The 11,902-nt window shown below is 57.1% G+C and carries 11 protein-coding genes; 9 read left to right on the top strand and 2 right to left on the bottom strand.

Features of this window, described 5'->3' with window-relative positions:
• The first annotated feature begins 376 nt into the window (after positions 1-376).
• The 3 genes from B0G52_RS21510 to B0G52_RS21500 all read left to right on the top strand — a co-directional run bounded on the left by B0G52_RS21510 (position 377) and on the right by B0G52_RS21500 (position 4,287).
• Positions 377-1,483 (top strand): sugar ABC transporter substrate-binding protein, encoded by a 1,107-nt coding sequence (locus tag B0G52_RS21510; protein ID WP_094047437.1) that lies wholly within the window; start codon positions 377-379, stop codon positions 1,481-1,483.
• An 88-nt stretch (positions 1,484-1,571) separates the two neighbouring features.
• A complete protein-coding gene (locus B0G52_RS21505) occupies positions 1,572-3,092 on the top strand; it encodes an ATP-binding cassette domain-containing protein (RefSeq protein ID WP_094047436.1) in 1,521 nt (506 codons plus the stop codon).
• Between the two features lie 19 nt (positions 3,093-3,111).
• Positions 3,112-4,287 carry a sugar ABC transporter permease gene (locus B0G52_RS21500; protein ID WP_094047435.1) on the top strand — a complete coding sequence of 392 codons (1,176 nt, stop codon included), beginning with the start codon at positions 3,112-3,114 and terminating at the stop codon, positions 4,285-4,287.
• A 738-nt stretch (positions 4,288-5,025) separates the two neighbouring features.
• On the opposite strand, the gene B0G52_RS21495 is transcribed toward B0G52_RS21500, so the two are convergent.
• Together B0G52_RS21495 and B0G52_RS21490 are read right to left on the bottom strand one after the other, a co-directional pair.
• Positions 5,026-5,616 (bottom strand): thioredoxin family protein, encoded by a 591-nt coding sequence (locus B0G52_RS21495; RefSeq protein ID WP_094047434.1) that lies wholly within the window; start codon positions 5,614-5,616, stop codon positions 5,026-5,028.
• Between the two features lie 141 nt (positions 5,617-5,757).
• Entirely contained in the window at positions 5,758-6,168 is a 411-nt protein-coding gene (locus tag B0G52_RS21490) for a MerR family transcriptional regulator (protein ID WP_094047433.1), read from the bottom strand.
• Positions 6,169-6,285: 117 nt separating this feature from the next.
• On the opposite strand from B0G52_RS21490, the gene B0G52_RS21485 reads away from it, so the two are divergent.
• From B0G52_RS21485 to B0G52_RS21460, 6 genes are all read left to right on the top strand, one after another.
• The gene (locus B0G52_RS21485) at positions 6,286-7,137 is read left to right on the top strand and encodes an aldo/keto reductase (protein ID WP_094047432.1); all 852 of its coding nucleotides are present in this window, start codon (positions 6,286-6,288) and stop codon (positions 7,135-7,137) included.
• A gap of 34 nt (positions 7,138-7,171) precedes the next feature.
• Positions 7,172-8,089 (top strand): aldo/keto reductase, encoded by a 918-nt coding sequence (locus B0G52_RS21480; protein WP_094047431.1) that lies wholly within the window; start codon positions 7,172-7,174, stop codon positions 8,087-8,089.
• Positions 8,090-8,224: 135 nt separating this feature from the next.
• Positions 8,225-9,214 (top strand): aldo/keto reductase, encoded by a 990-nt coding sequence (locus B0G52_RS21475; RefSeq protein WP_094047430.1) that lies wholly within the window; start codon positions 8,225-8,227, stop codon positions 9,212-9,214.
• A 136-nt stretch (positions 9,215-9,350) separates the two neighbouring features.
• Positions 9,351-9,722 carry a GntR family transcriptional regulator gene (locus B0G52_RS21470; protein ID WP_094047456.1) on the top strand — a complete coding sequence of 124 codons (372 nt, stop codon included), beginning with the start codon at positions 9,351-9,353 and terminating at the stop codon, positions 9,720-9,722.
• A 54-nt stretch (positions 9,723-9,776) separates the two neighbouring features.
• Positions 9,777-10,550 carry a hypothetical protein gene (locus tag B0G52_RS21465; protein WP_094047429.1) on the top strand — a complete coding sequence of 258 codons (774 nt, stop codon included), beginning with the start codon at positions 9,777-9,779 and terminating at the stop codon, positions 10,548-10,550.
• Between the two features lie 27 nt (positions 10,551-10,577).
• Entirely contained in the window at positions 10,578-11,885 is a 1,308-nt protein-coding gene (locus B0G52_RS21460; protein ID WP_094047428.1) for a hypothetical protein, read from the top strand.
• Positions 11,886-11,902: the final 17 nt, after the last annotated feature.

Genomic DNA, 11,902 nt, shown 5'->3' with positions numbered 1-11,902 from the left:
TTGAGTGGCTAGAATGGAACTGTAAATATATGAAATCAAAGTAATAGGAATACAATCCAGTTCACTATGTGAGCATTTATGCAACGCTAGTGCGCGCCACGTGCTTATCTCACCCATCGCCCCACAGGCTCGTACCATAAGCTCGCGCCACGTGCTTATCTCACCCATCGCCCCACAGGCTCGCACCATAAGCTCGCACCACGCGCTTATCCCTTTTTTTCACAAATGAGAGCCTCCTCTTCTGCCCCCCTCGTTACCTTAAAAAAGTATAGACGTTCGTAAAAGAGTGCTAGTTGTATAGCGCTTTCATCGCCTCTCTCCGATGGTATATTGACGTTGTCGGCCAATGAATCCATTTATTGAGAGGGGTACACAAATGAAGAAAAGCTTAAAAGCCATTTCGTTAGCGCTTACGGTCATCATGCTCTCCATCCTCGTTGCGGCATGCAACAGCAACAGCGGCAGCGGCAAAATCAGCGTAGGCATCGTCCTGCCGACCAAGGACGAGGAAAGATGGGTGCAGGACGAACAGCGCTTCAAGGACGCGATCAAAGATACGAAATACAAGACCGAGATTTTGTTCAGCCAAGGCTCTCCCGCCAAGGAAAAAGAAAACGTCGAGACGCTGATCAACAAAGGCATCAAAGTGCTGATCATCTGCCCGCCGGACGGCGACGCCGCGGCTGCGGCCGTCGAAGCCGCCAAGAAGGAAGGCATCAAGGTCATCTCCTATGACCGTCTGATCACGAACACGGATGCAGTCGATTACTACGTCACGTTCGACAGCGTCGCAGTAGGGGCCGCTCAAGCCCAATACCTCGTCGACCATGCAAAAGGCTCCGGCCAGCCGCTGTATCTGTACGCGGGCGCCGCTTCCGACAACAACGCGTTCCTGTTCTTCGAAGGCGCTTGGAACGTGCTGCAGCCGAAGATCGCCGACGGCACGTTCAAAATTGCGAACTCGAGCGAAGCGGAAGCGCTGAAAGACACGGCGAAGCTGTCGCGCGATCAGATGAGCAAAATCATCGGCCAAGTGACGACGAACTGGGACGCCAACGAAGCCAAAAACAAAGCTCAAACGCACCTGACCGCCGCCGGAGCGGACCTGAAAGGCGACGTCGTCATCCTGGCTCCGAACGACGGAACGTCCCGTTCCATCGCCGACGTGTTCGCGACCGATTCCGCGGTGACGAGCTACGTCATTTCCGGACAGGACGCCGACAAAGCTTCCGTGCAGTACATCATCGACGGCAAGCAATCGATGACCGTGTTCAAGGATGTGCGCACCCTCGTCAAAGACGCCATGGGCATGGCGGTCGCGATTCTCGACGGCAAGACGCCGGAGACGACGGGCTCCTACCCGAACGGCGCGATCGACGTCAAAGCCAAACAGACCGACGTTATCGTCGTGGAGCAATCCAACGTGAAGCAGAAGCTGATCGATTCGGGCTATTACCAGGCGAGCGAGTTTACCGGACTTTAACCGAATAGCATAAGCCGGGCGGAATAGCGAGGGATCCTCCGTCGCTATTTCGTCCGTGCGCGAGCTGCTTGCTAAGGAGCGCATGAAGATGAGCGACTACATTTTGGAGATGAACGGGATTTCCAAGGAATTTACCGGAGTGAAGGCGCTCGCCGACGTCAACTTCAAGGTGGAGCGCGGCGAGATTCACTGCCTGATCGGCGAGAACGGGGCCGGGAAGTCCACGCTGATGAAGGTTTTGAGCGGCGTCTACCCGCATGGCGCGTACAAGGGCGATATCGTGTTCGAAGGAGCCGTTCAGCAGTTTCATAGAATCAGCGACAGCGTCAAAGCGGGCATTGCCATTATCTATCAGGAGCTGGCGCTGTTTCCGGACCTGACCGTCTACGAGAACATCTACGCGGGCAACGAGGTGAGCCGCGGCGGCATCGTCAATTGGAACCGCACGATCGTCCAGGCGAAGCAGATGCTGCAGAAGGTAAAGCTGGATTTGAACCCGGAGACGCTGATCAAGGATCTGGGCGTAGGCAAGCAGCAGCTCGTGGAGATCGCCAAGGCGCTCAGCAAAAACGTGAAGCTGCTCATTCTGGACGAGCCGACGGCGGCGCTTAACGAGAACGACAGCGAAAATTTGCTGGAGCTGCTGCGGGAGCTGAAGAGCCAGGGCATTACCTGCATTATGATTTCGCACAAGCTGAAGGAAGTCATCTCCATCGCGGACAAGGCGACCGTGCTTCGCGACGGCAAAACGATCTGCACGCTCGACGCCGCCAAGGGAGAGCTTGCGGAGAACGTCATTATCAAAAATATGGTCGGTCGCGAGATCGACGACATCTATCCGAAGAGATTAAAGCGGAAGTTCGGGGACCGCATTCTCGAGGTTCGCGACTGGTCGGCCTATGATGCGGAGCTGGGAAGACAGGTCGCGAAAGGAATCGACCTGCACGTCAAACAAGGGGAAATCGTCGGCATCGCCGGGCTGATGGGCTCGGGAAGAACCGAGCTCGCGCGCAGCCTGTTCGGCAATCCGAAATCCTATAGATTAAGCGGCGAGATGCGGCTTCACGGCGCTCCGGTTCAGCTGAGGCACCCGAGCGAAGCGATTCGCGCGGGCATCGCTTACGTCACCGAAGATCGCAAGGGAGACGGGTTGTTCCTCATTCAGGACATCAAGAACAACATTACCGCCGCCAACCTGGGGAACATCTCCTCCCGCGGCGTCATTAACGACAATGAGGAAATACGCGTCGCGAATCAATACAAAAGCTCTCTGAACGTCAAAGCCCCGTCGATAGAGCAGATCGTCGGCAACCTGAGCGGCGGCAACCAACAGAAGGTAAGCTTGGGCAAGTGGCTGTTCGTCTCTCCCAAGCTGCTGATTCTGGACGAGCCGACGCGCGGCATCGACGTAGGGGCCAAATTCGAAATCTATACGATCATGAACAAGCTGATCGAAGAGGGAATGAGCATCATCATGATCTCGTCCGAGCTCGGCGAGGTGCTCGGCATGAGCGATCGCGTATACGTGATGGCCGAAGGGCGGATTACGGGCGAGCTGCCGATCGAAGAGGCCGATCAGGAGAAGATCATGCATCTCGCGACGCTATAGGCAAGGGGGAGGATCACCTATGAATCTGTACAAAGAAACGAAGTCCTTGGTCAAGGTGAATATCCGCGAGTACGGCATGTACATCGCCTTGTTCGTGATCATGCTCGTGTTTACGATCATGACGGACGGATTGTTCATTTCTTCGCGCAACATCAGCAATTTGCTGGACGCAACGGGATACATCGCCGTGCTGGCGGTCGGCATGACGCTCGTTATCGTCATTCGGCACATCGACTTGTCCGTCGGCTTCGCGGCCGGCTTCCTCGGCGCGATCGCGGCCATTTTGCTGACGCAGGCCGGCATTCCCGTCCTTCTGACGATTCCGATCATTCTCGTTCTCGGCATCGTCGTCGGACTGTTCAACGGGGTGCTCGTCGCCTCGATCGGCATTCCGTCGTTCGTCGCTTCTCTTGCGGGCATGCTGATTTTCCGGGGCGCGCTGCTGCGGGTGACGGAGAAGACGGGCACGATCAACGTCAAGAACGAGCAGTTCAACGCGATCGGCAACGGCTACATTCCGGAGCTGGCTAACGTGGGCGGACTGAATTTGCTGTCGCTTATTCTGGGCGCGGCGTTCATCGTGCTGTACATCGCGGGGGAAATCTCCAAGCGCAGAAACAAGCTCAAATACGGGCTTGAGGTCGTGACCAACCAGATGTTCGTGCTGAAGCTCGTGTTCGTATCGGCCATTATCGCTTACATTACGTGGATTATCGCAGGCTACAACGGTTTTTCCTGGACGGTTATCATCATGCTGCTCGTCGTTGTCATCTATCATTTCCTGACGACCAAGACGGTGCTCGGCAGAAATATCTACGCCGTCGGCAGCAATCCCGAAGCGGCTCATCTAAGCGGCATCAACGTCAAGAAAATCACCTACATCGTCTTCGGATCGATGGGTATGCTCTCGGCGCTGTCCGGCATTCTGTACACGTCCCGCCTGCAATCGGCGACGACGACCGCCGGCACGCTGTTCGAGCTGGATGCGATCGCGGCCGCTTACGTCGGCGGCGTATCCGCGGCGGGCGGCGTCGGCAAGGTGACGGGCTCGATCATCGGCGCGATCGTCATGGCTTCCCTGTCCAGCGGCATGAACCTGCTCGGCGTCGGCATCTCCTACCAGTACATGATCCGGGGAGGCGTCCTGGCCGCAGCCGTCATATTCGACGTCATGACCCGGAAGAAGAGAAGCTGATCGCAGGAAGCGCTAATAGACTCGCACAAGAACTGGCGGCCGGGGATCATCCCTTCGCGCGCCTTTTCTTCGTTTAAACTTTCGCAACCTCGCCCAGTCGGGTTACAGCAGCAAAAGGAGGCCCAGCACAGCTGCAGCCTCGCCCAGTCGGGTTACAGCAGCAAAAGGAGGCCCAGCACAGCTGCAACCTTGCCCAGTCGGGTTACAGCAGCAAAAGGAGGCCCAGCACAGCTGCAGCCTCGCCCAGTCGGGTTACAGCAGCAAAAGGAGGCCCAGCACAGCTGCAGCCTCGCCCAGTCGGGTTACAGCAGCAAAAGGAGGCCCAGCACAGCTGCAGCCTCGCCCAGTCGGGTTACAGCAGCAAAAGGAGGCCCAGCACAGCTGCAGCCTCGCCCAGTCGGGTTACAGCAGCAAAAGGAGGCCCAGCACAGCTGCAACCTCGAGAAGTCGGGTTACAGCAGCAAAAGGAGGCCCAGCGCAGCTGCAACCTTGCCCAGTCGGGTTACAGCAGCAAGCAAGCAAACAAGCAAACAGCGACGCCGGATGAACGGCTCGCCAAATACGTCTAAGCCAGCCGGAGGGGCTGTTTCAAGCCAACTGTCTCATAAGCGAGAGCGTACCACCGTACCAGATTATCGATGAAAAAAGTGGGCGTCTATCTCCTGGAGATAGACGCCCATGACATCATTCCATCGGTAATTGCTTGGTACGACTTCGCTGACTTAGAGGACGGTTCCGTTAAGACTGAGGAACCAGGTCGCACGCTTCCGCGGGCATCCAGTGCTCGTCCTGGCCTTCCCATTTCACGTTGCAGCCGATCGGATTCGTCAGCGGAACGGTTACGGCCTGACCGGCCGTATGTTGAGCCAGGGCGTTATCGAGATCGTTGATTTTCATTTTGTCGATTTCGCGCGGATTGTCGACGCCTCTTCCGGAATAGACCAGCTTACGGTCCCGGTCGAATACGTAGAAATGAGGCGTTCGCAGCGCGCCGTAAGCTTCGGCGACGCTTTGGCTTTTGTCGCGCAGATAGATCCACGGAAACTTCTTCTCGTTCATCCGCTCGACCATATGCTCGAAGGAATCGTCCGGCTTCGTCAATTCGCTGTTGGAATTGATGCCGACGAACGCGACGCCCCGGTCGCGATATTTGAGCGCGGTTTCCCGGGTTACCTCTTCGGAGCCGACGACAAAGGGACAATGATTGCACGTGAAAAATACGACAAGCGTCGAAGCGTCGGAGAAGTCCTGCAGCGAATACGTCTTGCCGTCTGTCGCCGGCAGCGAGAACTCCGGCGCTTGCTCACCCAACTGTAAAGTAAAAGCCATGCTATTCCCTCCTCAGTGGATTTGTGCACCTGGATTGTACAAAAAATTCCTTAAAGGCGCAACAGTCTAAAGGAGCATTAATCGTCCGAAGCGGTCGGCTGTCATTCGCAGAGAGCGGCGCGGCGAAACGTCCAGGCAGGGTCAGCCCTTGGCGACGGAGGCTTCGCTGTCGCGGGATTGCTCCAGAAGATATTGTTCATGCTGAGAAGAGAAATGGGCGATTTTATGGGACACTTTCTCCAGGTGTTTGTCCATTTCCCGAATTTGGACTTCGACGTTCTTTTTATGCTCGATCAGCATGTCGCAGCGCTGCTTCAACGTTTCTTTGCCTTGCGCGCTCAGGTCGACGAAGCTCTTGATCTGTTTGATGGACATTCCGGTGTTTTTGAGGCAGCAGATCAGACCCAGCCATTCCAGATCGTCCTCGGAATAATGGCGGATTCCCCCTTTTTTCCGGCTGACAGGGGCCAGCAAGCCTTCCTTCTCGTAGTAGCGCAGCACGTGCGCGTCCAGCTTCGTTTTCTCCGACACCTGCTTGATCGTGTACCCCATCGCAATTCCTCCCGAAAATTTTCTTTCTCTCTATTGACTTAAAGTTAACGTTAAGGTTTATCATACGCAATATATCCAATGCTTTAAATTCTGTCAAACTTAATTCGGAGGTAGATTATGAAAGCGATAACGGATAGTTACGAGTTGTCGGGCGGCGTCAAAATCCCTTGCATCGGCTTCGGCACGTGGCAGGTGCAGAACGGGGACGGCGCGGTCTCGTCGGTGAAAGCGGCTCTGGACGTCGGGTATCGCCATATCGATACCGCCGCGGGATACGGCAACGAGGAAAGCGTCGGCATCGCCGTAAAAGAGAGCGGCATCGCGCGCAGCGATATTTTCATAACGAGCAAGCTGCAGAACGACATGCACGGATACGACGATACGTTGAAGGCGTTCGAGCAGACGATGAAAAACTTGGATATGGAATATTTGGACTTGTACCTGATCCACTGGCCGAATCCGGTCAAGTTCAGGGATCGCTGGCAGGAGACCAACGCGGGCTCCTGGAAAGCGTTCGAAGAGCTGCACAAGGCCGGAAGAATCCGCGCGATTGGGGTCAGCAACTTCCATCCCCATCATTTCGAGGCGCTGCTGGAGACGGCGACCGTCATGCCGATGGTCAATCAGATCCGCCTGTGCCCTGGGGATACGCAGGACGAAGTCGTGAACTATTGCCGGGAGCGCTCCATTCTTCTGGAGGCGTACAGTCCGCTCGGCGTAGGCAAAATATTCGAAGTTCCCGAAATGAAAGCCCTTGCCGAGAAGTACGGCAAGTCCATCGCGCAGATTTGCGTACGCTGGAGTCTGCAGCGGGGCTATCTGCCGCTGCCCAAGTCGGTGACGCCGGAGCGCATTCGCGAGAACGCCGACGTGTTCGATTTCGAGCTGTCCGCGCAAGACGTGCAGCTTATTGCCGACTTGAAGGGATGCTGCGGGTACTCCGCCGATCCCGATAAGATCACCTGGTAAACGCGCAAGCGAAAATAAGGAGGAGCTATACAAGATGAGAACGATACAGTTGGGACAAACGAATTTGCAGGTGCCGGTCATCGCGGTCGGCTGCATGCGCATCAACGGATTGGACAAACAGGAGGCGGAGCGCTTCGTCCGCACTTCACTCGAGCTGGGAGCCAACTTTTTCGATCATGCGGATATTTACGGGGGCGGCGCCTGCGAGGAAATCTTCGCGGATGCGATCCAGATGAACGCGTCCGTGCGCGAGCAAATGTTCCTGCAATCCAAATGCGGCATTCGCAAAGGCTCATTCGATTTCTCCAAAGAGCACATTCTGGCTTCGGTGGACGGTATTCTGAAGCGTCTGAAAACCGATTACCTCGACGTCCTGCTGCTGCACCGGCCCGACGCGCTGGTGGAGCCGGAGGAGGTTGCCGAGGCGTTCGACAAGCTGGAGAGCAGCGGCAAGGTGCGCCACTTCGGCGTATCCAACCAAAATCCGATGCAGATTCAACTGCTGCAGAAGTTCGTCAAGCAGCCGATCGCGGCCAACCAATTGCAGCTTAGCATCACGAATGCCAATATGATCTCCCAGGGCCTTCACGTCAACATGCTGGACGATCCGGCGGTGAACCGCGACGGCAGCGTGCTGGATTTCTGCCGCCTGAACGACATTACGGTCCAGCCGTGGTCTCCCTTCCAGTACGGATTTTTCGAAGGGGTGTTCCTGGACAATCCGAAGTTCCCGAAGCTGAACGCCAAGATCGACGAAATCGCCGCCAAGTACGAGACGACCAACACGACGATCGCGATCGCATGGCTGCTTCGCCACCCGGCCAACATGCAGCCGGTGACCGGAACGACGAACGTGGAGCGCCTGAAAGATTGCGCCAAAGCCGCCGAAATTCGGCTTACGCGCCAGGAATGGTACGAAATCTACCTCGCTGCCGGCAACATCTTGCCGTAACGGCGATACAAGTTGAGCGAAGCAACTCAAAACAACCTGTCTGAAGCCGGCAAAGCCATCCCTTTCGGAATGCAATGGGCTTCCCTTCCATTGGTTCAACCTATATAGATGCGTGTATAAAGGAGGAGTTATCGGATGAAGTTCGCATATTTGGGCAGAACCGGGATGAAGGTCAGCCGCCTGTGTCTGGGCACGATGAATTTCGGTCCCCGCACCGACGAGAAGGAAGCGTTCGCCATTATGGACAGGGCGCTGGAGGCGGGCGTCAATTTCTTCGATACCGCCAACGTCTACGGAGGAGGCGACAACGGCCACCGCGGCTGGACGGAGGAAATTATGGGCCGCTGGTTCGCGCAAGGCGGCGGCAGACGCGAGAAGGTCGTGCTGGCCACCAAGGTCTACGGAGACATGAACGACGAGAACGACGGACCTAACGAACCGAGCGGCCTCTCGGCTTACAAAATTCGCAGACATATCGAAGGCTCGCTGAGACGTCTTCAGACCGACCGCATCGAGCTGTATCAGATGCACCATATCGAGCGGCACGCTCCGTGGGAGGAAATCTGGGGCGCGTTCGAGGGGCTGGTCAATCAGGGCAAGGCGTATTACATCGGCTCCAGCAATTTCGGCGCGCGGCATCTCGCCTATGCGCAGGCGGCCGCCGAGAAGCGCAATTTCCTGGGCCTCGTATCCGAGCAGCACAAGTACCATCTGATGTGCCGGCTGCCGGAGCTTGAGGTGCTGCCCGCCGCGCAGGAGCTCGGCCTCGGCGTTATCCCGTGGAGCCCGCTTGGCGGAGGCCTGCTCAGCGGCAACGTGCTTAATTCCGCCGGGGGCGCTAGATCCGGACAAGCGGCGGCGAATTTGACCGAAACCCAGCGCGCGCAGCTGGAAGCCTACGGCAAGCTGTGCGCCGAGCTCGGCGAGAGCGAATCGAACGTCGCTTTGGCCTGGCTCCTGGCCAACCCGGCGGTAACGGCGCCGATTATCGGGCCCCGGACGCTGGCTCAGTTCGAGGATACGCTGAGGGCCGTCGAGATCGAACTATCGAGTGAGGCGTTGGCCAAGCTCGACGAGATTTTCCCCGGCCCAGGCGGCGAGGCTCCCGAAGCTTACGCTTGGTAAGCCGTTCCGTATGCGCACGCCGTTCTTTCTCCGAATGGGGGGGAGGACGGCGTTTTTTCTGCAAACTTGCCCGATTGACAGAATCATTGTACTAGTGCAATAATACAGGTGACTTCCAAGGCAGGTGAAATCGGGCGTGCTGAATTTTTACGAGCTTAAGCTGAATAACAAGGACCCCGTCTACTTGCAGGCGGCGCTGTTCGTGAAGCGGCAAATTTTGCTGCGCAAAGCGGTATCCGGCGACAAGCTGCCCTCCAGACGGGAGGTCGCGGCTCAACTCAGCATTAACCCGAATACGGTGCAGAAGGCGTTTAAGCTCATGGAAGACGAAGGCTTCGTGCGCACGAGCAGCACGCTGGGCAGCGTCATCTACGTGGACGACGCTATTTTTCGCCGGATCGAGGAGGAATTGACTCGGGAATTGGTTCAATCGTTCGTCGAGTCGGCCAAGGAAATCCATCTGTCGTTCAAGACGGTCGTCGAGCTGATCAGCGAGCATTGGGAGTAATTTTTTTGTGGTGATTGTACTATTCCTATAATACAAGTAAGGGGCTGCGAAACGATGAAGGGCTTCTATCGTCTGCTCAATCTCGAATTTGCCAAGTGGCTGGCGTTCATCGCGACGGTATGCGCCGTTGCGATCTTCGCGCCTCCGATTATGCTGCACCGCCAATTGAAGTATTACAGCGAATACGCGGTGAACGAGCGGTTCGAAGAGGTGTACGCCTCATCCGGAAGCGTCTTGCTGTTTTTAATATTGTTTGCGCTCGTCTGCGCCTTTTTCCTCATTACGGTATATGCAGACTACTGGGGCAGCAAAAGCGTCTATACGTACCTGACGCTTCCAGTCCGCCGAGAGGCGCTGTACTTCAGCAAGGCGGCCGCGTTGGTGATCGGCCTGCTCCTTCTGCTGACCGCCCAATTGATCGGCATCCGGCTCGGCTACAGTCTTTACGAGAGCAAAGTCGCCGGTTACGGAGACGGGCAGTTCGTCATGCGCAACGGCTATTTTCTGGCGATGATCCGCTCCGAGTTTTTCCGCTTGCTGCTGCCGCTGAACCTTAGCCGAATACTGTCCTCGCTGGGCTTGCTTCTTGTCACCGCGACGGGGCTGTACTACGGGGCGCTTTGCGAGCGCAGCCGCAAATATTCGGGCTTCGTCGTCTTGGCGGCCGCGGCGTGGCTCGGCATTCGGGTGCTCGGATACCGGCTGAACGAGATGAGCCATTACGGCGAGCCTACGGGGCTGTACATGAGCACCGTCCTGCTGTTCGCGCTCAGCGGGTACTTCGTCTGGCACGGCCTGCGACTCGTTCGCAGAGGAGCGATCGCGTAACGCGCGAGCGAAGGGAGGGAACAAGGAATGGATAAAATCAAACGCCATGCCGCTCTGCCCGCGCTGGCCGCGGCGATCGCGATCCTCGTCGCGCTGGCGGCGTCGACCTACCAAGCGAAAGACAGCGGAACGTTCGAGGTGCGCGATCTGCTTGGCAGCCGCGAGGCGATCGGCGATGTCGTAATCCGCGGAGAGCTGAGGGATGGGGTTCACCAGACGCGCTTTCGCATAGAAGAGGGGCGGATACGCGCCGATACGGAGCTGTTCGAGCAGCCGAAGCAGGCCTATCTCTATCGCTACGTGCCGGGCAGTCCCGTACGCTATGGAGGGATGGAATACTTCGTTCAGAACGAGAGCTCGATGCATACGATTACGTCGAGGAGAATCACGGAACAAGGCTACTCGATTCCTGTCGGTTCGGCCGAGGTCGTTCCGCCTCCGATGCGCCGCGATCCCGAGGATCCGAACGACGGCGTCCGCCTTGCGAATCCGCCCGAATACGGACTGGCCCGAATTGGAGACAGCGTGTATTACACCGTTCCCGTCTCGTCGCGGTCTATTGGCTCGAGCGCCATCTATGAGCTCAAGTTTTACCAATGGGGGTTCAGGACCGGTATCGATCCGCAAGATTACGCTCACCGCAAGCTCGCGGATATTCCTCTCGACGCGAATGAATCCGGTCAAGGAACGGGAATCGAGATTCTCGGCCTGGAGGCGGTGGGAGACCGTCTGGCGCTGATCTTCGCCGAGAACGGAGCGCTTCATGTTCGAAGCTATGACGTTCACACCGGGGAGCCGCTTGGAGAGGCGACCGTCCCGGAGTTCCGCTTGCCCGCGCGCGAAGGCGATTCCGGAGCGTCCGGCGTCGCCTCGTTCTACGAGGGCTACGAAGCCTACCCGGACCACGAGCGGTCGACGCTGACGCTGAACTTCCGCCGCGGCTCGTCGGTTGCCAATCGAATTGACATGACGGCGCTCAGCTTCGGCTTCTCGGGCGGAGTGAAGCTTGCGGACCGGACCGATCTGTCGTTCTCCGACGGGGAGGAAGATACGTACAGCGGAATCTCTTTGCTGAGCTATCGGGACGGCAAGCTGTACGCGATCCGGTCTTACCGGGGGCCGGAGACGGAGCAGCCTCGCGCCTTGTTCGACATCGTGCGCCCCAAGCATCTGTACGCGTACGTCTATGAGCAATCCAGGCTGATCTACAAGGGCGAGATCGTAACCGACTGGAACGAGGACAACATCCGGGCCTACAACCAGTCTCCGTATCAAGGCAGTTTCGGCTACGACCAGACGGATTACAGATATTTTACGAACATTGTTGTCGAATAGAGCATGCGGAGCATCGG

It is taken from the genome of Cohnella sp. SGD-V74, from assembly GCF_003001675.1.
Classification (GTDB): Bacteria; Bacillota; Bacilli; order Paenibacillales; family Paenibacillaceae; genus Cohnella.
Note: the sequence above shows the minus strand (reverse complement) of the source record. Positions and strands in the feature narration are given on the sequence as shown.

What these genes read in the sequence shown, in the direction of transcription:
- B0G52_RS21510 (WP_094047437.1), top strand. Translation starts at nt 377, where the DNA reads ATGAAGAAAAGCTTAAAAGCCATTTCGTTAGCGCTTACGGTCATCATG.
- B0G52_RS21505 (WP_094047436.1), top strand. Translation starts at nt 1,572, where the DNA reads ATGAGCGACTACATTTTGGAGATGAACGGGATTTCCAAGGAATTTACC.
- B0G52_RS21500 (WP_094047435.1), top strand. Translation starts at nt 3,112, where the DNA reads ATGAATCTGTACAAAGAAACGAAGTCCTTGGTCAAGGTGAATATCCGC.
- B0G52_RS21495 (WP_094047434.1), bottom strand. Translation starts at nt 5,616, where the DNA reads ATGGCTTTTACTTTACAGTTGGGTGAGCAAGCGCCGGAGTTCTCGCTG.
- B0G52_RS21490 (WP_094047433.1), bottom strand. Translation starts at nt 6,168, where the DNA reads ATGGGGTACACGATCAAGCAGGTGTCGGAGAAAACGAAGCTGGACGCG.
- B0G52_RS21485 (WP_094047432.1), top strand. Translation starts at nt 6,286, where the DNA reads ATGAAAGCGATAACGGATAGTTACGAGTTGTCGGGCGGCGTCAAAATC.
- B0G52_RS21480 (WP_094047431.1), top strand. Translation starts at nt 7,172, where the DNA reads ATGAGAACGATACAGTTGGGACAAACGAATTTGCAGGTGCCGGTCATC.
- B0G52_RS21475 (WP_094047430.1), top strand. Translation starts at nt 8,225, where the DNA reads ATGAAGTTCGCATATTTGGGCAGAACCGGGATGAAGGTCAGCCGCCTG.
- B0G52_RS21465 (WP_094047429.1), top strand. Translation starts at nt 9,777, where the DNA reads ATGAAGGGCTTCTATCGTCTGCTCAATCTCGAATTTGCCAAGTGGCTG.
- B0G52_RS21460 (WP_094047428.1), top strand. Translation starts at nt 10,578, where the DNA reads ATGGATAAAATCAAACGCCATGCCGCTCTGCCCGCGCTGGCCGCGGCG.